The organism is Oceanisphaera arctica (assembly GCF_002936955.1).
In the GTDB taxonomy this organism is placed as follows: domain Bacteria; phylum Pseudomonadota; class Gammaproteobacteria; order Enterobacterales; family Aeromonadaceae; genus Oceanimonas; species Oceanimonas arctica.
In genome coordinates this window covers 135,271-158,861 of the sequence record NZ_MPZM01000001.1, presented here as the reverse complement: position 1 = coordinate 158,861, position 23,591 = coordinate 135,271, and the positions used below count along the sequence as shown (strand labels likewise).

The 23,591-nt window shown below is 57.0% G+C and carries 25 protein-coding genes and 1 pseudogene; 7 read left to right on the top strand and 19 right to left on the bottom strand.

What is annotated here, in order from left to right; translation table 11 throughout:
- Positions 1–15 precede the first annotated feature (15 nt).
- From carA to UN63_RS00800, 5 genes are all read right to left on the bottom strand, one after another.
- Entirely contained in the window at positions 16–1,152 is a 1,137-nt protein-coding gene (gene carA / locus UN63_RS00820; RefSeq protein WP_104484893.1) for a glutamine-hydrolyzing carbamoyl-phosphate synthase small subunit, read from the bottom strand.
- A gap of 413 nt (positions 1,153–1,565) precedes the next feature.
- A complete protein-coding gene (gene dapB / locus UN63_RS00815; RefSeq protein WP_104484892.1) occupies positions 1,566–2,378 on the bottom strand; it encodes a 4-hydroxy-tetrahydrodipicolinate reductase in 813 nt (270 codons plus the stop codon).
- Positions 2,379–2,556: 178 nt separating this feature from the next.
- Entirely contained in the window at positions 2,557–3,168 is a 612-nt protein-coding gene (gene bamJ, locus UN63_RS00810; protein ID WP_104484891.1) for a BamJ family beta-barrel-assembly machinery protein, read from the bottom strand.
- A gap of 51 nt (positions 3,169–3,219) precedes the next feature.
- Complete coding sequence (locus UN63_RS00805; protein ID WP_104484890.1) at positions 3,220–4,140, bottom strand: ROK family protein; 921 nt, start codon at positions 4,138–4,140, stop codon at positions 3,220–3,222.
- Between the two features lie 151 nt (positions 4,141–4,291).
- The gene (locus UN63_RS00800; protein ID WP_104484889.1) at positions 4,292–4,555 is read right to left on the bottom strand and encodes a helix-turn-helix domain-containing protein; all 264 of its coding nucleotides are present in this window, start codon (positions 4,553–4,555) and stop codon (positions 4,292–4,294) included.
- 453 nt (positions 4,556–5,008) lie between these two features.
- On the opposite strand from UN63_RS00800, the gene UN63_RS00795 reads away from it, so the two are divergent.
- The 3 genes from UN63_RS00795 (at position 5,009) to purU (ending at position 7,407) form a co-directional block, all read left to right on the top strand.
- Positions 5,009–5,962: an OmpA family protein gene (locus tag UN63_RS00795; RefSeq protein WP_104484888.1), complete on the top strand. Its 954-nt coding sequence runs from the start codon at positions 5,009–5,011 to the stop codon at positions 5,960–5,962.
- Positions 5,963–6,072: 110 nt separating this feature from the next.
- Entirely contained in the window at positions 6,073–6,534 is a 462-nt protein-coding gene (locus tag UN63_RS00790; protein ID WP_104484887.1) for a YchJ family protein, read from the top strand.
- A gap of 36 nt (positions 6,535–6,570) precedes the next feature.
- Positions 6,571–7,407 (top strand): formyltetrahydrofolate deformylase, encoded by an 837-nt coding sequence (gene purU, locus UN63_RS00785; protein WP_104484886.1) that lies wholly within the window; start codon positions 6,571–6,573, stop codon positions 7,405–7,407.
- An 83-nt stretch (positions 7,408–7,490) separates the two neighbouring features.
- On the opposite strand, the gene UN63_RS00780 is transcribed toward purU, so the two are convergent.
- Positions 7,491–7,787 (bottom strand): DUF1244 domain-containing protein, encoded by a 297-nt coding sequence (locus UN63_RS00780; RefSeq protein ID WP_104484885.1) that lies wholly within the window; start codon positions 7,785–7,787, stop codon positions 7,491–7,493.
- 69 nt (positions 7,788–7,856) lie between these two features.
- Between UN63_RS00780 and yfbR the strand changes: the two genes are divergently transcribed.
- Positions 7,857–8,450 (top strand): 5'-deoxynucleotidase, encoded by a 594-nt coding sequence (gene yfbR / locus UN63_RS00775; protein WP_104484884.1) that lies wholly within the window; start codon positions 7,857–7,859, stop codon positions 8,448–8,450.
- A 425-nt stretch (positions 8,451–8,875) separates the two neighbouring features.
- Here yfbR and UN63_RS00770 read toward each other — a convergent pair whose 3' ends face one another.
- The 13 genes from UN63_RS00770 to UN63_RS00710 all read right to left on the bottom strand — a co-directional run bounded on the left by UN63_RS00770 (position 8,876) and on the right by UN63_RS00710 (position 20,052).
- Positions 8,876–9,457: a DUF3833 domain-containing protein gene (locus tag UN63_RS00770; protein ID WP_104484883.1), complete on the bottom strand. Its 582-nt coding sequence runs from the start codon at positions 9,455–9,457 to the stop codon at positions 8,876–8,878.
- Position 9,458: 1 nt separating this feature from the next.
- Positions 9,459–9,950 (bottom strand): chalcone isomerase family protein, encoded by a 492-nt coding sequence (locus UN63_RS00765; protein ID WP_229793496.1) that lies wholly within the window; start codon positions 9,948–9,950, stop codon positions 9,459–9,461.
- Positions 9,947–10,432 (bottom strand): DUF2878 domain-containing protein, encoded by a 486-nt coding sequence (locus tag UN63_RS00760; RefSeq protein ID WP_104484881.1) that lies wholly within the window; start codon positions 10,430–10,432, stop codon positions 9,947–9,949. The genes UN63_RS00765 and UN63_RS00760 overlap by 4 nt, the downstream gene beginning before the upstream one ends.
- A complete protein-coding gene (locus tag UN63_RS00755) occupies positions 10,402–11,655 on the bottom strand; it encodes an SAM-dependent methyltransferase (protein ID WP_104484880.1) in 1,254 nt (417 codons plus the stop codon). The genes UN63_RS00760 and UN63_RS00755 overlap by 31 nt, the downstream gene beginning before the upstream one ends.
- Positions 11,656–11,666: 11 nt before the next feature.
- On the bottom strand, positions 11,667–12,386 hold the full coding sequence (locus UN63_RS00750; protein ID WP_104484879.1) for a DUF1365 domain-containing protein: 720 nt from the start codon (positions 12,384–12,386) through the stop codon (positions 11,667–11,669).
- Positions 12,383–13,630 carry an NAD(P)/FAD-dependent oxidoreductase gene (locus tag UN63_RS00745; protein ID WP_104484878.1) on the bottom strand — a complete coding sequence of 416 codons (1,248 nt, stop codon included), beginning with the start codon at positions 13,628–13,630 and terminating at the stop codon, positions 12,383–12,385. Before UN63_RS00745 ends, UN63_RS00750 begins: the two co-directional genes overlap by 4 nt.
- Positions 13,627–14,355 (bottom strand): SDR family NAD(P)-dependent oxidoreductase, encoded by a 729-nt coding sequence (locus UN63_RS00740; protein WP_104484877.1) that lies wholly within the window; start codon positions 14,353–14,355, stop codon positions 13,627–13,629. Before UN63_RS00740 ends, UN63_RS00745 begins: the two co-directional genes overlap by 4 nt.
- Positions 14,352–14,774, bottom strand: coding sequence for a nuclear transport factor 2 family protein (locus UN63_RS00735; protein WP_104484876.1), 423 nt, complete (start codon positions 14,772–14,774; stop codon positions 14,352–14,354). The genes UN63_RS00740 and UN63_RS00735 overlap by 4 nt, the downstream gene beginning before the upstream one ends.
- The gene (phrB, locus tag UN63_RS00730) at positions 14,771–16,180 is read right to left on the bottom strand and encodes a deoxyribodipyrimidine photo-lyase (protein ID WP_104484875.1); all 1,410 of its coding nucleotides are present in this window, start codon (positions 16,178–16,180) and stop codon (positions 14,771–14,773) included. The genes UN63_RS00735 and phrB overlap by 4 nt, the downstream gene beginning before the upstream one ends.
- A complete protein-coding gene (locus tag UN63_RS00725; protein WP_104484874.1) occupies positions 16,152–16,997 on the bottom strand; it encodes a MerR family transcriptional regulator in 846 nt (281 codons plus the stop codon). Before UN63_RS00725 ends, phrB begins: the two co-directional genes overlap by 29 nt.
- Entirely contained in the window at positions 16,987–17,940 is a 954-nt protein-coding gene (locus tag UN63_RS00720) for a YbgA family protein (RefSeq protein ID WP_104484873.1), read from the bottom strand. Before UN63_RS00720 ends, UN63_RS00725 begins: the two co-directional genes overlap by 11 nt.
- Before the next feature lie 273 nt (positions 17,941–18,213).
- The gene (locus UN63_RS00715) at positions 18,214–18,492 is read right to left on the bottom strand and encodes a YeaC family protein (RefSeq protein ID WP_104484872.1); all 279 of its coding nucleotides are present in this window, start codon (positions 18,490–18,492) and stop codon (positions 18,214–18,216) included.
- Between the two features lie 129 nt (positions 18,493–18,621).
- On the bottom strand, positions 18,622–20,052 hold the full coding sequence (locus tag UN63_RS00710; protein WP_104484871.1) for a glyceraldehyde-3-phosphate dehydrogenase: 1,431 nt from the start codon (positions 20,050–20,052) through the stop codon (positions 18,622–18,624).
- A gap of 328 nt (positions 20,053–20,380) precedes the next feature.
- On the opposite strand from UN63_RS00710, the pseudogene UN63_RS17410 reads away from it, so the two are divergent.
- The 3 genes and pseudogenes from UN63_RS17410 to trhP form a co-directional block, all read left to right on the top strand.
- Positions 20,381–20,593, top strand: a pseudogene (locus UN63_RS17410) (DUF2989 domain-containing protein); the annotation flags it as partial.
- Positions 20,594–21,016: 423 nt separating this feature from the next.
- The gene (gene gap, locus UN63_RS00700; protein ID WP_104484869.1) at positions 21,017–22,006 is read left to right on the top strand and encodes a type I glyceraldehyde-3-phosphate dehydrogenase; all 990 of its coding nucleotides are present in this window, start codon (positions 21,017–21,019) and stop codon (positions 22,004–22,006) included.
- Positions 22,007–22,168: 162 nt separating this feature from the next.
- Positions 22,169–23,575 carry a prephenate-dependent tRNA uridine(34) hydroxylase TrhP gene (gene trhP / locus UN63_RS00695; RefSeq protein ID WP_104484868.1) on the top strand — a complete coding sequence of 469 codons (1,407 nt, stop codon included), beginning with the start codon at positions 22,169–22,171 and terminating at the stop codon, positions 23,573–23,575.
- Positions 23,576–23,591 lie beyond the last annotated feature (16 nt).

Here is a 23,591-nt window from a genome sequence, read left to right as displayed (position 1 = left end):
CTCTTCCCTACTCCTTTACGCGCGGTACTGCTTAATCAAATCGATAAAGTGGTCGAACAGGTCGGCGGCTTCATGCGGACCCGGGCTTGCCTCGGGATGCCCCTGGAAGCTGAACGCCGGCTTGTCGGTGCGGTGAATACCCTGCAAGGAACCGTCGAACAGTGACTTGTGGGTGACCCGTACGTTGGCTGGCAGTGTCGCCTCGTCCACCGCAAAACCATGGTTCTGGCTGGTGATCATCACCACGCCTTTCTCCAGATCTTTTACCGGGTGGTTGGCACCATGATGACCAAACTTCATCTTGACGGTGTTGGCGCCGCTGGCCAGGCCCAGTAACTGGTGACCCAGGCAAATGCCGAACACCGGAATATCGGTTTCCAGGAAGCTTTTGATGGCACTGATGGCGTAGTCGCAAGGCTCGGGGTCACCGGGGCCGTTGGACAGGAAGATACCGTCCGGATTCAGCGCCAGTACCTCGGCAGCAGAGGTCTGGGCCGGTACAACTGTCAGGCGACAGCCGCGGTCCACCAGCATGCGCAGTATGTTGCGCTTTACGCCGTAGTCGTAGGCCACCACATGATAGGGCTGCTCATTGTCGGCCGGCTGGCTGTGGCCTTCGCCCAGCGTCCAGCTGCCTTCATTCCAGGCATAAGCTTCACGGGTGGTGACTTCTTTTGCCAGATCCATGCCTTTCAGACCAGGGAACGCCTTGGCTTCTGCCAGGGCTACCGCCTCGTCCAGATTCGCACCGGCGATGATACAACCGGCCTGAGCACCTTTTTCGCGCAGGATGCGGGTCAGCTTGCGAGTATCGATATCGGCAATACCCACTATGTTATGGGCTTTGAGGTAGTCAGACAGGGAGCGCTGGTTGCGGAAGTTAGAGGCGACAATGGGAAGATCACGAATGATCAGGCCCTGGGCATGCACCCGGTCGGACTCTTCATCTTCAGCATTAGTGCCGGTATTGCCTATATGAGGATAAGTAAGCGTAACGATTTGACGGGAATAAGACGGGTCGGTGAGGATTTCCTGGTATCCCGTCATCGACGTATTGAATACCACTTCACCGACGGAACAACCGTCGGCACCGATGGCTGTACCGCGAAAGACAGAACCGTCTTCCAATACGAGCAGCGCTGAGTGAGTCAAGACAACCTCCAAGTTAATTCTTATAAATCAACAATTTACCTGGCTGTCCCGAGGTGCAGACAAAAAAAATATTACTGCATCTCGGCTAATACTGGGCAAATTCTGCGTATTTTATATAAAAGTGGCGTTTTCGACAAACTTTTTCGTTAAAAACCTTTCATGCCGCCAGTGAACAGCAAAAACCGAAATAAAAACCGGCAAAAAATGCATAAAAAACAAAGTGAAAGTAGAAAAAGCGTAAAAATGCTCGATTGAAATTAAAGATGAACAAAAAGATATAAAAAAGAAAAAAGAAAAAATAATCACTTAATAATCAAGGTGATATGAATAAATAAAAGCAATAAACCCGACTTTAAATCCCGCTGTTTTGGGACAATACGTGCAGTTAAAGCCGGATTCATTGCATCATCACATTACTTCAGGTTCAATACGTGCTGCATGTCGTACAGACCGGGCTGTTGGTTGGCAATCCAGGCGGCGGCCCGCACGGCACCATTGGCGAAGGTCAGACGATTGGACGCCTTGTGGGTAATTTCGACCCGCTCGCCGATGTCCACGAACATGGCGGTATGCTCACCGACGATATCGCCGGCACGCACGGTGGCAAAGCCGATGGTGTTGCGATCCCGTTCTCCGGTAATGCCTTCACGACCATAAACGGCGCATTCTTTCAGATCCCGGCCCAGGGTGTCGGCAATCACCTCCCCCATGCTCAGTGCAGTACCGGACGGTGCATCCACCTTGTGCCGATGGTGCGCTTCGATAATTTCGATATCGGTGTAATCGCCCATTACCTTGGCGGCCTGCTCCAGCAACTTGAACACCAGATTGACGCCGACGCTGTAGTTGGAGGCCATCACCATGGCGGTATCGGCGGCGGCGGCGTGGATCTCGGCCTTTTGGGCCTCATCGAAACCTGTGGTGCCGATCACTAACCGCTTGCCATGCTGTCGAGCCAGAGCAATATTGGCCAGGGTCGCTTCCGGGCGAGTGAAGTCGATGATCACATCCACCTGCTCAATCACCGCCGCCAAGTTGTCGGTAACCTGCAACCCCAGGCGTCCCACATTGGCCAGCTCACCCACATCGACACCCAGTACCGTAGAGCCGGCGTGCTCGATAGCGGCGGTCAGGGTGACGCCCTCGGTATGGGTCACGGATTCAACCAATACCTTGCCCATGCGTCCGTTACAACCAGCCACGGCGATGCGAACCGGATTTGTCATGCTGTTCTTCCTTTCTTCATGCTAAGCCAAGGGTAAACCGGAAGTTTGCCAGATAAGGGCAGCCTTTAAAACGAAAAACCCTGAGGAGTAAGGCGTGGGTAATCATGACCCATTCACGCCTTACTCCTCACCTCTTTCAAGGGCATAAAAAAACCGGCGGCTGCCGGTTTTTTCAGAATCAGGCGATTTCGAGCAGTTCAACCTCGAATACCAGAGTCGCGCACGGCGGAATGGAGCCGGCACCCTGTTCGCCATAGGCCAGGTCGTGGGGCACATACAGCTTCCACTTGGAGCCAGCCGGCATCAGCTGCAGCGCTTCAACCCAGCCTTTGATCACGCCGTTCACCGGGAACTGAGCCGGCTCGCCACGCATGACAGAGCTGTCGAACACAGAGCCGTCGATAAAAGTACCGTGGTAATGCACGCTAACGGTATCGGTCGCGGCGGGCTTGGCGCCGTCACCCTGGGTCAGCACTTCATACTGCAAGCCAGATTCGGTCTGCTGTACTTCGGCGCGCTCACCATTGGCGGCGAAGAAAGCGGCTTCCGCTTCTTTGGCTTCGGAGGACTGGGCAGCCTGCTGCTCTTGCATGCGCTGGGTGATCACCTGAAAGGCACCGTTGATGTCTTCGCGAGAAACGACGAAGTCCACGCCGGCAAGGGCGTCGGCCAGACCCTGCTGTACGGCAGACACTTCCAGACCTTCGAACGACTGCTGGCTCAGCTGGTCACCGATTTGACGACCAACACCGTAGCTGGCCTTTTGCTCTACTGTCTCATATGACGACATGACATTCCCTTCGTTTGGGTACAAAAAAGGCATGCTAACAAAATAAGTCGGTCAGCTAAATGGCAAGGCCGCACGCCTGGCCAATAATGCAGCACCCCGTACCCCGCCGCTACCGCCAAACACAGGCGCTCGCACCGGCGCCGGTGTGACCCCGGTCATCAGATATTCTGGCATTCGATGTTCAACCTCCCGGTATAACCAGGCATGCTCGCTAAGCCCGCCGCCCAGCACCACCACATCCGGGTCCAGCTGCGTCATCAAGGTCCCCAGCCCCGCCGCCAGAATATCCAGATAAAGAGACAGACAGTCACTGGCCGCTTGTTCCCCCCGCTGCCAGGCATTGATGATGGCGGGGCCCGACAGTGACTCACCGCCGACATGCCGATAAAGCCGGCTTAGCCCGGTGCCGGAGACATAGGTCTCCAGACAGCCGCGCAGACCGCAACCACAGGGAAACAGGGGCAGCCCCGGATAACGCTCAAGCAGAATGGCGTTGATCCCTCCATGACCGAATTCGGCACTGCCGCCGCAGCCACTGTTCACCAGCTGCCCTCTGTGCAACAAGGCGCCACCCACCCCGGTGCCCAGGGTCAGCGCCAGGGCCAGCTCGGCCCCCGCCGCCGCCCCCTGATGATATTCCGACAGCAGAAAACAGTGGGCGTCATTGTCGGCGTACACCGGTCTTTTCAGCCTCTGCTGTAAATCGCCTTTCAGATCATGGCCATGGATCGCCGGCACATTGGGCGCCAACATCAGGCCATGGCTGTCCAGCACACCGGGAAAGCCGATGCCGACGCTGCCGGTCGTCTGCCAGCGACTATCCGCCGCGTTCACCAGCTCGCCCAGCAACAGAATAAGGGAAGAGTACGTGGTCGGCGGCGTCTGGTGCACCGAGCGTTCCCGCTCAACGCCCAGCAAATCAAACACGGCGAAGGCTATCTTGCTGCCGCCGATATCAACACCGTAAAACATCGAGAAACCTCTGAAGAAAACAGCGGTGATTATGTCTATGGACATGACATCCGCCAATAGCTACCGCGAAGTAGTTGCTGACATCGCGGTATGGGGGCTTTAAATACGGAGGCCTAACACAAAGACAAGGGCACTCCCTTGTCTTCTACTATTATTCGGCAGTCTGCTCAGGGCTCACCTGTCCGACACTTTCGATGGTCTTGTCAGACAACAACCAGAGGGTGAATTTGTGCAGTTCAGGGTGCTGTGCCAGAGCAACCAGAAAAGCACCGCCCACTTCGCGATATCCCAACTCGTAGTTTTTCAACGTGGTGGGAGGGACCTGAATCAGCTCTGCAAACCTTGGGCGGCTGAGACCCATCGCCTCACGGATTTGCCGGATCTTTTTTCCGACCAAGCTGGTATCTGGGTTCATAACCTTGCTACTCCTATCGAAGAATTCCGATAACCACTGGTATCGCTGTCTTATTAGTTTAACACCGGTAAAGAGACTCGTTATGCTCTGGTCCTGTTTTACCGAAAAAAATTCCAAATTAGACTCAGATAGCACTAAATCACGCTATATAATTCCAATTCCCCCGCAAACTGCGGCATCGCATTGCAAAAGCCCGTGCAAACTGCGTCAACAGAGTGTAACCGCTGCGACAAATTTAGCCTTTCCGACCAGTCGCCTGCTTGTGGGCCTCAATGAAAACCGTTAGTCTGCTACTTGTGCGGATATACAGATACAGGATGACTTTGTTCCATATGGTTCTCCCTCTGGACAATAATAATACAAAAAGGACTTTCCGCACTTCACCGCCTTCAGTGTGCGGTGATACACCCATTTCGGCCTGTGCCGAAAGCTCATAAAATGAGGAAGACAATTATGAAAAAGACAGTGGCTCCTTCTCTGATTGCAATGGCTCTCGCAGCTGCCGGTATCTCTGCCAACGTTCAGGCCAATGACTGGTACCTGGGTGCCGGTGCCGGTTACGCCCAATATGAAGATATCGACAGAAACAACAGCAACCTCGACAAAGATGCTGAAGCCGTCAGCATGTTCGGTGGTTACAACTTCAACCAGTACTTCGGTGCCGAGCTGGGCTTCAACTACTTTGGCGAAGATGCAGACACCAAGGCTCTGAACCTGTCTGCCATCGGTCGTCTTCCTCTGAGTGAGCGCGTCTCTCTATTCGGTGAGCTGGGTGCTCTGGGCTGGGATACCGATACCGGCGCCGGTGACGAAGGTGTTTCTCCGCTGGCTGGCCTGGGTCTGACCTATCGTGCTTCCGATCTGGTCGACGTACAGGCTCGCTATCGTCGTGTCGAAGACATGGGTGACCTGGGCAACAACGGTTTCGAAACCGACGTAAACAACTTCATGCTGGAACTGGTACTGCACCCGAACCGCGGTGTGGCTACTCCACCTCCTGTGGCCCCGGTTGCTCCTCAGCCGGCTCCCGAAGTGACCTATGAAACCCGTACCGTCACTGCCGATGGCTCCATCTACTTCGCCTTCGACAAGTCCGACTTGTCTTCCGACTCTCGTGCCACTCTGGACGAAGTAGCACGCTTCGCCCAGCAGAACCCGGATCACCAGGTTGAACTGGCCGGTTATGCCGACCGTCTGGGTAGCGCCGAATACAACCGCAAGTTGTCCGAGCGTCGTGCTCTGGCCGCCAAAGACTACCTGGTTCAGCGTGGCGTTGCCGCCCAGAACATCCAGACTGCCTGGTACGGTAGTGAACTGGCCGAAGGCGTGACCGAAGCCGAGCGTCAGCGCGACCGTCGTGTAGATGCCAAGGCTCAGGCCACCATTCAGGTTGAAATCATCGAGTAACATCGTCTCGATTTCTGATGTTAAAAACGGCTCCCCGGAGCCGTTTTTTATTTTTACCTTACGGCGGTCATGGCATACTGTTTTTCTTTTTATCCCGGACTCCCCTCTCCATGCGTTGCCATTGTCACAGCCAGCAGCCCTTCGAATACTGCTGCAATCCCTACCTGCAGGGTGTTTCTCCGGCGCCGACGCCTCTGACCCTGATGCGTTCCCGCTACACTGCCTTTGTGCTGGGTCTCGGCGATTATCTGCTGCAAAGCTGGCATCCCGAGACCCGGGGAGTGCTGACCGTTGATGAGCTGGCACAAACCGGACGCGACACCGACTGGCTTGATCTGACCATCGTCTTTGCCCGCGGCATGCCCGTCGATGAAGAGGGCGCGGTGGAATTCAAGGTCCGATACAGAGAAAACAACCGAGTGGTGACGCTGCACGAGCGCTCCCGTTTTGTGCAAGAACAGGGCCGCTGGATGTACCATTCCGGCCAGCTCAACCCGCCCAAAATCGGTGCCAATCAGTCCTGCCCCTGCGACAGCGGAAAAAAATACAAACAGTGCTGTGCCAAACTCTGAAATCCCTTCACTTAACTAGCTGACAGACCCCTTATAATGGAACGAAAAATACTGCTGACTCATTGTCCCGATGCCAAGGGACTGATTTCGAAGATCACCAACATCTGTTACAAGCACCAGCTCAACATCATGCGCAATGACGAATTTGTGGACTACGATAACGGTCATTTCTTCATGCGCACCGAGCTGGAAGGCTATTTCAACGATCACACCCTGCTCGCCGATCTGGACGGCGCCCTGCCCGCCGGCAGCCAGCGCCGACTGGTGCCCGCCGGCAACAAGCGCGTGGTCATACTGGTCACCAAGGAAGCCCACTGCCTGGGGGACATTCTGATGAAGCGCTTCGCCGGTGCCATGAATATCGACATCGCCGCCGTTGTAGGCAACTACGACACCCTGGCCGGACTGACCGAGAAGTTCGACATTCCCTATCACACTGTGTCACACGAGGGCATGAACCGGGCCGAGCACGAGCTGCAGCTGGCGGACATTATCGACCGCTATCAGCCCGATTATGTGGTGCTGGCCAAGTACATGCGTATTCTCAGCCCCGAATTCGTGGCCCGCTATCGCCAGCGATTGATCAATATCCATCACTCCTTTCTGCCCGCCTTCGTCGGTGCCAGCCCCTATCGGCAAGCTTACGAACGCGGCGTGAAGATGATCGGCGCCACCGCCCATTTCGTGACCGACGATCTGGACGAGGGCCCCATCATCGAGCAGGACGTGACCCACGTTAACCACACCTTCACCGCCCAGGACATGGCCAAGGCCGGACGTGACGTGGAAAAATCGGTGCTGAGCCGGGCGCTCAATCTGGTGCTGGAAGAAAAGGTCTTCGTCTATGGCAACAAGACGGTGGCGTTCAAGTAACGGCGGGGACTGGGGACTGGGGACTGGGGACTGGGCAGGGTACAACACCAATCCCTGATCCCAAGTCCCCAATCCCGCCGGCGTCAGTCGTGTTTATGGCTTTTCTCAAAGGCCGCTTTCTGTTCTGGCGTCGCTTCCTGCTGGTATTTCACCTTCCACTCGTCGTAAGGCATGCCGTACACCCGTTCCCGGGCCTGGTCGTAATTCATCTCCAGCCCCTGCTCTTCGGCCGCGGCCAGATACCACTTGCTCAGGCAGTTGCGACAGAAGCCGGTCAGATTCATCAGATCGATATTCTGCACATCCTTACGCTTGTCCAGGTGGGCCAGCAGGGTACGAAAGGCGGCGGCTTCCAGTTCGATCTGGGTTTGCTTGTCCATGTTGTCTTCTCCATTGGGGTCGGTTGATGCCATTATAACGATATCGCTCTCAACAACACAGGCATGCCCATGAAACGCAGTCACTTCTTCGCCCATATGGCCCGCATGAAACTGATTCAGCGCTGGCCGCTGATGCGCAGCATAGAGCAGGAAAACGTCGCCGAGCACAGCCTGCAGGTGGCCATGGTGGCCCATGCGCTGGCAGTGATCAGAAACACCTGTTTCAACGGCACTCTGGATCCGGCCCAGGCGGCCATGCATGCGCTGTTTCACGATGCGAGCGAAGTACTGACCGGTGACCTGCCCACGCCGGTCAAATACTTCAACGAAGACATAGCCCGAGCCTACAAGGATATAGAACGCAACGCCGAGCAAAGCCTGCTCAAGATGCTGCCCCCCGAGCTGCAGGCAACCTATGCTCCCCTGCTCTGCGGACACAAGCAGGACGAGTACAGCCATCTGGTGAAGTCGGCAGACATTCTCTGTGCCTACCTGAAGTGCGAAGAAGAACTCAGCGCCGGTAACCGGGAGTTTGCCCAGGCCAAGCAGCGGCTCACCGACATGCTGGAAGCGCGCATGAACGACGAAATTCGCTATTTTCTCGAGGTGTTCGTGCCCAGCTTTTCCCTGTCGCTGGACGAAATCTCCAGCCCGGAGTTTTAACTCGCTCGTGAGGAGTAATACCAAACAGGTTAAATAACTGATCTATTTGGTTGCTCTGCAAAGGTCGGACAAAGGGCCCGCTCCACCGACTCGCTCAAGCACCTCCTTGTGACGCTCAGCACATGACGTCCCTGTCATGTGATGGACGGTGGAGCAGATCCCTTTGCCCTCTTGATGCTCCGGCGTCGCCTGTTAGCACTCAGAAGAGGCAACAGAGAACGGCTCCCACGACCGTGAAATGCCAGGGACGGCATTTCCGAGCCCCCAGGGGGCGAGCTTGCCTCGCCGTGACGAACGGTTGCAGTCTGACCGAACATCCGGTGAATGTTCGCAGTAGGCTGCAACGGTGAGTGTCATTGACCAGTGGCGTGTCGAGGGAGGCGGCTGTGTTGCCTCTGGTCTGGGGCCTCAATATGACCAGATCATTACTGGGATTGGTATAAGGGGTAAGGGGAAGACAGATCGCCTCCCCCCTCACCATCTTTACGCTCTATCCACAGGGTGACCTCGCCGACCTTGAAGCCCCACTTGGTCATTTCGGCACGGTTGAGCACCCGGTTTTCATCGAGCAGATACATCCAGTCATTGAAGTCGATATTCCAGACCTTGCCGTCGACCGGCACCGCCAGGGTATAACGCCAGTTCAGAGCAAAACCCCGGGTCTGGCCGGTCGCCGGTACCACCACATCGTCGGCGGTGCCGCTGTAGTGGCCATCGGCGCTTTTTTTTATGTACCAGACTCGCCGCTGCTGCTCGCCGTCATCATAGATGAAATCTTCTTCCAACGTGCCCTTGTTACCGTCCCAACGGCCAGTCATGTCGACCGTAAAGCGGCGCAGCACCCGGCCGGATCTGTCCTGCACCATGCCGTAGGCCACCAGCTCGCCGTCGAAGAAGCGATCCAGCTCAAAGGCCGGTTGGGTATCCGCATAATCCTGGATATCGCTGCTGCACGACATCAACAGCAGGCTCACGCAAAGAGAAAGACTCAATAACAGAATGCGCATCTCAGTTTCCTTTCAGTTGTCGGGTCAGACTCGGCTCCCTGCTGTTGGGCGACAGCCAAATCGCCAGAAAAGCGGGCCCAAAGGCGGGGTCGGATACCTCCCCCAGTAATTTCCAGTTGAAGTAAAAGCGGCTAATCCCCCCCTCTTCTACCCTCAGTACCAGCTCATCACCTTTGCTGACAGACGGCCAGATAGCACTGAGTTCTCTCCGCCATTGAGGCTTCCAGTCGATACCGAGACGCTGCCACTCGGTCACGGTGGCGTCGAGCAAGTCCTCCTTGCCGATATCCCGCTGATAACGCAATGCCAGCGCCTGAGGGAAGCCGTTGGCTCTATATTGACCGTCGGCACTGTAGAAACGAGCCTGATACAGATCCCAGAACAACCAGCGCATGCTGCCCTGACCGATCTGATTCAGATCGGACGTTGGGGTCGCCCACAATGGTAATGGCATGATCAACAGCCAGAGTATCCACAGGACTTTTTTCATCATGCATCCCTCCGCAAACGCCGATCCAGCCGAATCAGCATGGGTAACAACACCGACCACAATATGGCCAGGATCAGCACGCTCGGCCAGAATCCCAGCGGCAGACTCACCGCCCCAAGTTGCCAGCCGGCCAGATAGGATCCGGTGCCGGCCAGCGCGCCGGTTATCATCAACAGCCAGGTCGACACTCGGCGCAACCAGCGCAGGCTATGCCCCAGGGTCAGCACAAAACCGACCCACAGCAACCCCAGCCACAGCGGCCAGTGGTCGAAAACGAAAACCCCCGTCACGGTCAAGATCAGATCGACCGCCATCCCCAGCAGCGCCAGCCATAGTACCCGGATATCGGCCCGGCGATTGGGAGTAAAGATGAAGTGCAGCCCTAGAAGAAGGGCCGTCAGCAGGCTCCAGGTATTTTGTCCCGCCACCGCCAGCAGCCAGAAACCTTCGAAGGCTAGCAGTTGAGTCCATTGCCATTTAGACATCTGCGCGCTCCCGGTTTTGCCGCCTCAAAATGCACCAGACCTATGGTGCCCTCGCGAAAACCACCCTCGCAGTAGGCGAAGTAAAAGGCCCACAGCCGATGAAAATCCTGACTGTAGCCCAGGTGTTTTAACGCCGGCTCCAGCTGATGAAAACGCTCGGCCCAGATCTTCAGGGTCTCGGCATAATGCTGGCCGTAATCCTGCAGTCGGGTCAGGGTCATGTCGGTCTGCTCTTTCAGGTGCCGGCACATTTCGCTGACCGACGGCAGGCAGCCACCGGGAAAGATATAACGCTGAATAAAGTCCACGCCCTTGCGATAGGGTTCATAACGCTGATCGGTCATGGTAATGGCCTGGATCAGCAGCTTGCCTTCGGGCTTGAGCAAGCGATTAAGAGACTCGAAGTAGGTTGGCAGATATTCATGTCCTACCGCCTCAATCATCTCCACCGACACCAGCTTGTCGTATTGCCCCTCGAGATCACGATAATCTTTCAGCAGCAGTGCCACCCGCTCGCCCAGTCCTTCCTGCTCGACCCGTTCACGGGCATGCTTGAGCTGTTCGGCAGACAATGTTGTGGTGGTCACCCGGCAACCGTAATGACGGGCGGCAAAACAGGCCAGCCCGCCCCAGCCGGTGCCGATTTCCAGCAGGTGGTCATCGGGCTTAAGCTCGAGCCGGTCGCAAATCAGCCGCAGTTTGTGTTCCTGTGCCGTTTCCAGGCTGGCATCCCTGGTAGGAAACACCGCCGAGGAATACTGCATCAGGGGATCCAGAAACAGCCGGTACATGTCATTGCCCAGATCGTAGTGGGCGGCGATATTGGCCCTGCTGCCGTTCAGGGAGTTGCGATTGAAACGATGTTTAAGCCTGTGCCAGGGAGTGCTCAACCAGCCCAGCCGTCGCTCCAGCCGGTCGAGCACCGGAATATTGCGGGCAAACAATTGCACCACCGCGGTCAGATCCGGGCTGTGCCAGCAACCATCTACCCAGGCTTCGGCCGCCCCTATACTGCCGCCAAACATCAATCGCCGATAGGCGCCGGGATCGAGCACCCGAACCCGGGCCTGCAATTGCGCCTCCCGGTCACCAAATTGAAAGGTTTCCTGGCCTTCCTCTATGGTAAGCCCCGCGTCTTTCAGCCCGGCCAGCAGGGAAAATGCCAGACGGCGCGTCCAGCGTTCCAGCAGCCTGGGCTCCGACCTGTTGAACGTCGTGTCCATCTTGGCTTCCTTCAAGAATGTGAGTGGTAGGGAATGCGTTTCAAAAACAGCCGTATCGCCTGCCAGTAGATGCCACGCACTATGGTCAGGGTCATCATCGGCCATTGCAGCAAGGCCGCTTTCAACACGGTCCGGTCAAAGGGATGCCGTTGCAGGCTCAAAGTGGCATCAAACAGCAGCGCCGGATCCCGGTTTTCGATGTGTACCAGCGCACGCTGTGCCGGTGGGGTGATCCGCCAGTGGTACTGCATCTTCATGCCCATGAAGGGAGAAACATGGAACGCTTTATCCGTCGGGGTGGCCTGTTCAAGGTCCACTAAATAACAATGACGCTCATTCCACGGGGTGTTATGTACCTCCATCAGCGCATAACGGGCCTGCTCACCCTGGTAACAAAAAAACACATTAATCGGGCTGAAATACAAGCCAAAGCAGCGTACCTGTCCCAGCATCAACACCCGATCCAGCTCGCCGGTATCGCCACCCAACCGCTCGACTTCCTCCAGCACCGCCGTTTTCAACGGCAGGGCCGGATCACCCAGATAGTCCCGGCGGCGAAAACTCAAGGGAGCAAAGCGCTCGCAGGCGAATAATCGACTGCGGGCGGCCAGCTGTTCCAGCTCGTCCAGATCCAGCGCCAGCATATAGAGGCCGTAGCTGAAGCTATGCTCGCGGGGAGCATAGCGACGGTGGCGAACCTGACCTCGATAGATGGCGCTGTGCGACGTCATAGGGTCACCCCGAAGCGGGCACAGACATAGAGCGCACTCCTGACACCATCTTCATGAAAGCCGTTGTACCAGTAGGCACCACAGAAGTGGGTATGCTGCCGGCCGCAAATCTCTACGCGGCGGCTTTGTGCTCTGATGGCGTCGCGGTTATACACCGGATGGGCGTAGGTGAAACGACGCAGTATCTTGGCCGGATCGATGGCATGGCTGCGATTAAGGGTGACACAGAACGTCTCTTGCGCGTCCAGCCCCTGCAGTATGTTCATGTTGTAGGTGACCGCCGGCAGCGCGTCTTCGGCCCCGTCCAGCCAGTAGTTCCAGCTGGCCCAGGCCCGGGGCTCGCGCGGCAGCAAACGGGTGTCGGTATGCAACACCACCTCGTTATCGCGATACGCCAGCCCGCCCAGCACCTGCCGCTCGGCCTCGGAGGCATCAGCCAGCAATCTCAACGTCTGATCCGAATGGCAGGCAAAAATCACCTCGTCAAAGGATTCGACGCCACTGGCGGTTTCGATGCCCACCCCGGTCGGGTGACGATGAACAGACAGCACCGGCGTATTGAGCCGAATATCCCTGAGCGGGGCCGTCAGCGCCGGTATATAGCTGCGCGAGCCACCTTGCACCACATACCACTGGGGTCTGTCCACCAGGTTGAGCAGGCCGTGATGATTGAAAAAACGCAGAAAGAAGGCCAGCGGAACATCCCGGCTATCGGCCAGCGACGAGGACCAGATAGCCGCCACCATCGGCAGTATGTAGTGTCCGCTGAAGAAGTCGGAGAAGCCGTAGCGGTCCAGAAAACTGCCCAGGGTCTCGGTGTCGTTCAACCCACCGGCCTTGAGGATCTTTTTGCACAAGAGGTTGAAGCGCACTATTTCGGCCAGAAAACAGTAGAAGCGCGGCCGCAGCAGGTTGACCCGCTGGGCAAACATGGAGCCCAGAGTATGGCCGTTATACTCCAGTCCGGTCCGGGCCTGACGCACGCTGAAGCTCATCTCGGTGGCCCGGGCCTTGATGCCGATACGGGCCAGCAGCCGCTGAAAATTCGGGTAGGTTCTGTCGTTGAACACGATGAAGCCGGTATCTACCGCGTGGGTTTGTCCGCCCAGGTTCACATCAACGGTAGCGGTATGGCCACCGAGATAATCGTTGGCCTCTAAAAGGCTGACTTCGTGCTGCTCGCTCAGCAGCCAGGCGCTGGTCAGGCCGGAGATACCACTGCCAATCACGGCAATTCTGCTCATTTGTCACTCCTTGCCGTGCGCCGTGCCAACGCAGCCCAGAGTCGGTGTGGCAACCAGGAAAGCAGGCGCAATACCATGATAAAGCCAAAGGGAAAATTGATCTCGGACTTGCCTTTAGCGAGCCCCTTGCGAATAGCCGCACTGGCCTGCTCTGGTGACACCCGGCCGGGCATGGGAAAGTCGTTTTTGCGGGTCAGCGGTGTGTCGACGAAACCGGGCCGGATCAGGCTGACTTCGATATGATGCGGCGCCAGATCAATCCCTAAGGTGCGGGTCAGATAATCCAGCCCAGCCTTGGAGGCGCCATAGGCCTCGGCGCGGGTCAGCGGCAGAAAGGTCACCGAAGAACTGACCACCGCCACTCGGCCGCCCTGTTTTATCTGCGGTATCATTGCCGCCAGGCAGTTGGCGGTGCCGATCAGGTTGGCATTGACCACTCGGGCGAATAACTCGGCATCAAACTGGCTGGCATCGTCGATATATTCGCAATTGCCCGCGTTGAGGATCACCAGATCCAGGGGCGACAGCTCGCTCACCGCCTGCTGCATCGGCTCGGGCTGCAGCATATCGAACACGCACAGTTCACAGTCGATTCCTTCCAGCGCCTGCTCCAGCTTTTCCCGGTTGCGGCCACAGGCCACCAGCTGCCAGCCATCGCGGTGATAATCCCGGGCCAATTGCAGCCCGATGCCCGAGTTGGTTCCGGTAATCAATACCCGTTTCATTGGTCAAGCCTCCGTTTCAATGCCCGGATAACGCCACCCAGCAGCGGTAACTGCTCATACAGCATGGCGCCCATATCGAAATAGTCTGTGTGCTCATACACCAGCTCGGCGAAACGCAGGTGGCTGACGCCGGGAACCTGTACTTCTTTTCCGCCATTCAGGCGCGGATGGCAAAAAACCATCTGCCAGCGTACAAAGGCTTCATCGCCCTGCTCCATCACCTGTTCGATGTCAAAGCGACAGCTCGTTACCCGGGTAAAAAGCCCCTCGAAGTACGACAGCAGTGCCGCTATGCCCTGAATATGATGGGCCGGATCGCTGAAGCTGATGTCGGGAGCATAGATGTCGCGCAGCACCTGCAGGTTCGTCGCCGACAGCCTCTGATACTCGCGACAAAACACCGCCAACGCCGGGCTCATACCGCCTCCCGGTCTTTGAGGGCATCGAACATGGCGATGGCATGAAGCCGAGCGCGCTTATGATCCACTATGGGTTTGGGATAGCCATGACCCGGAACATGATTATCCAGCCAGTCGTGAGGAGCATGGATCACCCTGGTCGGCACCTCGGCCAGCTCCGGCAGCCAGCGACGAATGAAGTCGCCATCCGCATCGAAACGCTCCCCCTGGGTAGTGGGGTTGAATACCCGAAAATAGGGCGCCGCATCGGCGCCGGTGCCGGCGGCCCATTGCCAGCCGCCGTTGTTGGCCGCCAGCTCGCCATCGATCAGGCGCGACATGAACCAGGCTTCGCCCCGGCGCCAGTCGATATGCAGATCCTTGGTCAGAAAGCTGGCCACTATCATCCGCAGCCGATTATGCATCCAGCCGGTCTGCTTCAGGCAGCGCATGGCCGCATCCACGATAGGATAGCCGGTCTGCCCCTCCCGCCAGGCCCGGAATCCTTCGTCGTCCTGGCTCCACTGCAATGCCTCGGTTTCCGGCTTGAAAGCCCGTTCCATCGACAACCGCGGAAAGGCCACCAGCAGATGGCGATAGAATTCCCGCCAGATGAGCTCATTGAGCCAGACAAAGCCCGGCTCGCCCCGGCTGAACGGCAGTTGTTCCAGCTCGGCCTCGATGGCCGCCAGACACTGATTGGGAGACAGAATGCCAAGCGCCAGATAAGGCGACAGGCTGCTGGTGCCGTCCTCGGCCGGAAAATCCCGCAGCTCCCCATAATCCCGCAGCGACAACCGGCAGAATTGCGTCAGTCGTTGGGCGGCGGCTGCCTCTCCCGCCGACCAGGCCTCACTCGACACTCGTTCGCCACTCAGACTCAGGGGCTCGCAAGACAGCGGCTCTCCCAGCGCCTCCGGCACCGGTAACAACCGGTAACCGCTGGCGCGCAGGCTGGCCAGCCAGCTTTTGGCGAAGGGGGTAAACACCTTGTACATGTCGCCGCTACGGGTGGTCAGGCTGCCGTGATCGACAACGCAGTCACCGTTATATACCCGACAGGGGACGAGCAGTGTCTGCTGCACCGCCTTGTCACGCCTGCGTTCGTCGATGCCGAGTTCCCGGTTGGCATAAAGCGCATCGAATGTGTGTGTTGTCAGCCATGACGCCAGCACCGCGGGTACCTCGGCAAAGGTGTCGACTGTCAGCACCGTCAGCGGTATGCCCAGCTGCGCCAGCTGTTCGTTCAGCACCTGAAGATTCCGGGACATAAAGTCACGCTGTATGGAGGAATTTCCATGGCAACGCCACTGGCCCGGGCAGTCGATATACACCGCCTCCACCTCGGCACCGTCGGCGGCGGCTTCATACAGGGCGGGATTATCCGCCACCCGCAAATCAGTTCTGAACCAGACTAAATGACGCATCATGATTCCTCGCAATCTCGCTGACCGTGACGGCAAAGGGCCTGTTCAGCCAGCCTTGCTGCCGATAGAGGGTGCCCAGTTCACCGGTAAAAAAGCAGTGCTGCGGAAAGACAGAGTCCATGTCGTTGAACCAGCTCTGACTCAGGCCCGGCCCCAGTATCACCACCAGGGCGTCAAATTTGAGCCTTCCCTCCGCCAGCGGTAACGTCAGCGGGTCAAGCACCCCCAGATCCAGGCTGCGGCACTCCAGTCCCTGCAATTCAAACTGGGTCAACACCGCCTGTTGATCTCTCACCTGGCCCACTCTGGCTACCGCTATCACAGGCCCGGTTTTGATGGTCAACAGCTGATGCAACAGCCGCTTCAGCAAGGCCAGGGCACTTTGTTCTATAAGTTGCGCATCGGGCCGCTGCAGACGCGCCAGCGCCAGCAGCCAGGGCTCTACTACCCGGCGTAACACCAGCTCGGCCGGATAGAGACTGGTCAGCTCCAGCAGTTCGGCTTCCAAACGGCCAAGATTGAGTTGCTGCGCGGCCGTCATCAGTCGTTCCCGCGCCTGCTCCCAGTTGGAGCCACTGGCCACTGGGGTGGGCTCGGCCAACAGGCCTTTTACCTGACCGATACTGACCCCCTGATCCACCCAATGCAGTATCTGGCGGATCAGCGCGATATCATCGTCGGAGTACAAACGGTGACCTTTCTCGGTACGGGCCGGCTTCAACAGCCCGTACCGACGCTGCCAGGCGCGCAGGGTGACTGGGTTGATACCGGTCAGTCGGGAAACGTCCCGAATCGGGTACAGCGGTTCAGATGCCATAGCGCAGTCGCAATGCCTCCGGATGAGGATTCAGATACACCTGCTGGTGCAGATAGTCGTTGGGGTACTCAGCCAAGTAATGGCGCAGCAGGGTAATGGGCGCCAGCAAGGGCAATATGCCTTCCCGGTATTGGTGAATAGTGCGGGCCAGCTCCTGGCGCTGGCGGGAACTGAGCTCCTGCTTGAAATAGCCCTGCAGATGTTGCAGCACATTGGTGTGGCTGGTGCGGCTGACGTTATTGCTCAGTGCCTGCATCATGCCTTCGATATAGGCATTCGCCTTGTGCTCGAGATCGACGGACAAGTCGGACAGCAGCTTGCCAAGACGCTGATAGCTGTCGCGATGATGCGCCATCAGCAGATATTTATAACGACTGTGGAATGCGATGAGCCGGGCGGCGGTTATCCCCTCGTGGCGCAGGCACTGCCAGTCATGCAGGGCAAAAACCCGGGTCACGAAGTTTTCCCGCAGCGCCGCATCGTTGAGCCGACCGTCTTCTTCCAGCGGCAGTAAAGGCTGTGCCCGCATCAGCTCGGCGGCATAGATTCCGGTACCTTCCTTGGCATTGCCCTTACCACTGTCATGGTAAACCCGCACCCGTTCCATACCGCAGCTGGGCGATTTGGCACAGAGGATATAGCCACTGAGCCCATCAAACTGCGCCGCCATCTTCTGGCCGTAATCGCGCAAGGCAGCGGTGACGTCTTCGCCCTTCGCCGTCTGCGCCAGTATCTCGCCGCCCTGATTGATCAGCCGAATGCTGGGTCGGGGTGTGCCCAAACCGATGGCTATCTCCGGACACAGGGGCACAAACTCCACGAAGCCGGCCAGCTCTTCGGTACAGAAATCGGAACGCTTGTGGCCACCGTCAAAACGTACCGGTTGTCCGGTCAGGCAACCGCTGATGCCGACACGTATCACCTTGGGATCAAACTTGTACATGCTTCTTCCTCTTGTACAACTATGTATTACAAGATAGACCTGGTTGTACAACAAGATCAAGCTTGTACAAGAAAAATTTCAAAGGGATTGGGGATTGCACGGTGCAACCGTTATGGACTCCGGGTCAAGCCCGGAGTGACGAATGATGCCGTCATTCCGGCCCACGAGCCGGAATCCATTTTACAGACGGGGCATCTTCTTCTGGCACAACACATCAGCAACAGGCTCCGCCACATACGGCTAACAGCTGACCGCTTAAAGCTTCATACGGGCTTAGTTCAGTTTCTGGCGGGTGATCTCGGCTTCATCGCGGAACTGGCGGCGCAGCTCCGACTTGCTCTTCATCACCAGCTCACCCCCCTTGCCGATGGTCATGTGCTCGGGATTGTCGTTGTGCATCGCCTGCCAGAGCATCACCGCCTGCATGCTGCTTTCCTTCTGCTCGGGGGTCAGCACAGAGCCGTCCGGCCACTTGCCGAGTTCGACCGCAGTCCTCAGCTTCTGATAAACCTCTTCGGGCATATTTTTGATCGCTTGCTGAAAAGATGACATAACACTTTCTCCTCTGGGCGGTATGGATATTATCGCCACGAAAACAAAAGGGGCAGCCCATGGCCGCCCCTTCCAACTGCTACGGCATTATTTGCCTGTATCGTTGCCTGTATCAATCTGTATCCGCCCTCAGGCGGGCAGGTCCATCAGCTCGATACCGGCCATTTTCTGCATCACGCGCACAACCTGACAGCTGTAACCGAACTCGTTGTCATACCAGACATAGAGTACGGCCCGGTCGCCTTCGGCGATGGTGGCCAGGGAGTCGACGATACCGGAGAAACGAGAGCCAACCATATCGGTGGACACCAGCTCGCTGCTGGTGCTGAAATCAATCTGGTTGTGCAACGGTGAGTCCAGTGACACCTTGAGCAGATACTCGTTCAGCTCGTCGGCGGTAGTGGGCTTGTCCAGATTCAGGTTGATCACCGCCATGGAGACGTTCGGCGTTGGAACCCGAATGGCGTTGCCGGTGAGCTTGCCTTTGAGCTCCGGCAGCGCCTTGGCCACGGCAGAGGCGGCGCCGGTGCTGGTCAGCACCATGTTCAGTGCGGCACTGCGGCCACGACGATCGCCCTTGTGAAAGTTATCGATCAGGTTCTGGTCGTTGGTGTAGGAGTGCACGGTCTCCACGTGACCATTCTTCACACCGTAGGCGTCGTTCACCGCCTTCAGCACCGGGGTAATGGCGTTGGTGGTACAGGAGGCCGCCGACATGATACGGTCTTCCGGCAGAATCATGTTGTCGTTGACACCGAATACGATGTTCTTGATGTCGCCCTTGCCCGGCGCGGTCAGCAGCACCTTGGCGGCGCCCTTGGCCTTGAGGTGCAGGCCCAGGCCGGCTTCATCGCGCCAGATACCGGTGTTATCAACGATCAACGCATCGTCGATACCGTACTGGGTATAATCGATTTCTTCCGGGCTGTTGGCGTAAATCACCTGGATATAGGTGCCGTTGGCGATAATGGCGTGGTTTTCGGCGTCGACTTCGATGGAGCCGTTGAAAGGGCCATGCACGGAATCACGACGCAGCAGGCTGGCGCGTTTTTCCAGATCGTCAACCGAGCCACGTACCACTATGCCACGCAGACGCAGACCGTGATTGCCACCGGAGCGCTCGATCAGCAAACGCGCCAGCAGTCGACCGATACGACCGAAGCCGTACAACACCACATCGGTCGGCTTGTTGTCATGATCGGTGTTCAGGGCAGAGGCCAGCTCACTGCGCAGAAAATCGGCCAGGCCGGATTCGTCCTGGTGATCTTGCCAGTAACTGACGGCCAGTTTACCCAGGTCGATGCTGGCCGGAGCCAGATCCAGCTCGCTCAGTGCCTTCAGCACCGGGTAGCTCTGGCTGACCAACAGGGCCTTCCCTTCGTGGCGACTTACCACACGATGAGCCTTGATAATCTCAATGGTAGAGGCATTCAGCAGGGGACGCGCATGGACGCAAATTTCCACCCCCTGGTTGCGATACAGTTTGCCGATCAGGGGCTGCATGGACTCTGCCAGCTCCTGGCTTTGCTGCCAGGCGGAAAGGTAACTCTCGTGGGTCATCAACCGAATCCTTTTATTTCAGGTAACTGTCATTAGTATTGAAGCGGGCAAAAACCATGCCGCATCAGCTCTATTTAAGTACGCCCATTTTAGTGGATAGGGGGTATGATTACCAGACTAAGGACAGGCCGCCAGGCATTCAAATGAATACTAAATCTGCTTTTTTGATACTCACGGCACCGCTCTTTTTGGCAGCTTGTGAGCAAGATCGCATCCAAACCATCTGAGAAACAACACCACAATTCTGTACCGATCTTCATGAAGACAGCTGGAACCGCAGACTCTAAGCTCCGATTATCCTTATCTGCTGCTCTGACACTGGCAACACAGGGGAGACAGGCAGACCAAAGCCCGCTTCATCGCACTTGCCGACAAACCGGAGATGCAGCAACCCAATTTGCAGAAGGCCCTGGCGGAATTGCTCATTATTCGTGACAGCACCGCTGCGATGCAGGCTCTGCACCGTGCACTGAGTCTTTATGAGCCCGAAGTCACCATAGATACCGATTATCGCCAACCTGCTGACACTTTATACTCGTGAGCGGCGTTACAGAGACGTCTGGATCTGGAGCCGAGTGCTGAGCAGCCTGGGTCACTCGGCCCTGTTGAATATGGAACGCATCGACACCTATACCCGCTTCGACAATACTCAGCAACGGCAGATGCAGCAAGAGGTCGACACCATCAGCTGAAAACCGGGTCTTATCGTCGCAGCTGACTGCATCCACCCGACTCTCCGTTAAAGATGACTGATGGCAATACGCCAACGGTCATCCTGACTTTAAGCTGTTGCCTTGACTTAAAGATAGAAAAATAACTACAAAAAGAAATAAAATTTCAGAAATACGTAATTAGTTACAGTAAAACACCAGTTACTCATTGACGATTCATTGTTTTTTGGTAACTTTACAACCATAAAGTTTTAACCTCATCACTTTTAATCTTCTAAATATCAGGTGTATTTATGACAATCAAGGTAGCTATCAATGGTTTCGGACGTATCGGTCGACTGATGTTTCGCGCCGCCTGTGGGCGCGACGACATGCAGGTCGTTGCCATCAACGATCTGCAAGACGTGGACTATATGGCCTATATGCTCAAATACGACTCTACCCACGGTCGTTTCCAGGGCAAGGTGGCGGTAGAAGGTGGCCAGCTTATCGTCAACGGCAACGCCATTCGGATCACCGCCGAGCGCGATCCCGCCGCCCTGAACTGGGCCGGGGTAGACGTAGTGGCCGAAGCCACTGGCATCTTCATGACCGATGAACAAGCCCGCCAGCATATTCGGGCCGGCGCCAAAAAGGTGGTGATGACGGGACCTTCAAAAGACAATACCCCCATGTTCGTGATGGGCGTCAACCATCTGCGTTATGCCGGCGAAGATATCGTCTCCAACGCCTCCTGCACCACCAACTGCCTGGCGCCGCTGGCGAAGGTGATCAACGACAACTTCGGTATCGTCGAAGGCTTGATGACCACGGTACACGCCACCACAGCCACCCAGAAAACCGTTGACGGCCCGTCGCAAAAGGACTGGCGCGGCGGCCGGGGCGCAGGTCAGAACATCATCCCCTCCTCTACCGGCGCCGCCAAGGCGGTCGGCAAGGTGATTCCGGAACTCAACGGCAAGCTCACCGGCATGGCCTTCCGGGTGCCTACCCCCAACGTCTCGGTGGTGGACCTGACCGTGCGCCTGGAAAAAGCGGCCAGCTACGAAGATATCTGCGCCACCATCAAGGCGGCGGCCGAGGGCGAGCTGAAAGGCATTCTGGGCTACACCGAAGATGCTGTCGTCTCGACCGACTTTCTCGGCGAAACCTGTACCAGTGTATTCGATGCCTCCGCCGGCATCGCCCTCAACGACAACTTCGTCAAGCTGGTGTCCTGGTACGACAACGAAATCGGCTACTCCCACAAGGTGCTGGATCTGATCGCCCATATATCCAGATAACAATCGACAGCAACATTCGGCAGCAGTAGCTGTTACCACAAACAACCGGGCCTGGGCCCGGTTGTTTGTCTTTGCTCGAAACTGGTGGCCTGGTGGAGTAAAATATCGTCTTCCGGCCGCCATCAGATGGTGGCCCTCTGACCTGACATCAGACGAGATCCCATGTTGACCACCGAATCGTTCAAACCCGAATTACTCTCCCCCGCCGGTACCCTCAAGAATATGCGCTACGCCTTCGCCTATGGCGCCGATGCGGTTTACGCCGGCCAGCCACGCTATTCGCTGCGGGTACGCAACAACGAATTCAATCACGAAAATCTCAAGATTGGCATCGACGAGGCCCATGCCATGGGCAAGAAGTTCTATGTGGTGGTCAACATACAGCCCCACAACGCCAAGCTGAAAACCTTTCTGCGCGACATGAAGCCGGTAGTGGAGATGGGTCCGGATGCGCTGATCATGTCCGATCCCGGTCTTATCATGCTGGTACGCGAGCACTTTCCCAACATGCCCATTCATCTGTCGGTGCAGGCCAATGCGGTCAATTGGGCCTCGGTCAAATTCTGGCAGGACTACGGCATAGAACGGGTGATACTGTCACGCGAGTTGTCGCTGGAAGAGATCGAGGAGATTCACGCCAACTGCCCCACCGTCGAGCTGGAAGTGTTCGTACACGGCGCCCTGTGCATGGCCTATTCCGGCCGCTGCCTGCTCTCTGGCTACATCAACAAGCGCGATCCCAACCAGGGCACCTGTACTAACGCCTGTCGCTGGGAATACAAGGTGCACGACGCCAAGGAAGACGACGCCGGCCAGATAGTGCACAAGCAGGAGCCCATCCTGGTGCAACCGGTAGAGCTGGTGCAACAGGTCGAGCCCACCCTGGGTGCCGGTGCCCCTTATGATCAGCCGGTACTGCTGGAAGAAAGCAATCGCCCCGGCGAGTACATGGCCGCCTATGAAGACGAGCACGGCACCTACATCATGAATTCCAAGGATCTGCGCGCGGTACAGTATGTGGAGCGATTGACTCAAATGGGCGTGCACTCGCTGAAGATTGAAGGCCGCACCAAGTCGTTCTATTACGTAGCCCGCACCGCTCAGGTGTATCGCAAGGCCATAGACGATGCGGTGGCCGGACGCCCCTTCGACGCCTCCTTGATGAATACCCTGGAAAACCTGGCCCACCGCGGTTACACCGAAGGCTTTCTCAAGCGTCACGCCCACAGCGACTATCAGAATTACGACACCGGCTACTCGGTCTCCACCAGTCAGCAGTTCGTGGGCGAAATCACTGCCCGCAACGGCGACTGGGTAGAAGTGGCGGTGAAGAACAAGTTTCTGGTCGGCAATCGTCTGGAGCTGATGACGCCCAAAGGTAACCTGACCTTCACCCTGGAACAGCTGAAAAACCGCAAGGGTGAAGCCATCGAGGTCGCACCCGGCAGCGGTCATGTGGTCTGTCTGCCTCTTCCCGAGTCGGTGGACGCCGACTTCGGCATACTGCTGCGCCACCTGGACGCTCAGCAGGACAGCCGCCAGCCTCTTGCAAAGCCGCTGACTGCCTGATACCAAACAGAGTAAA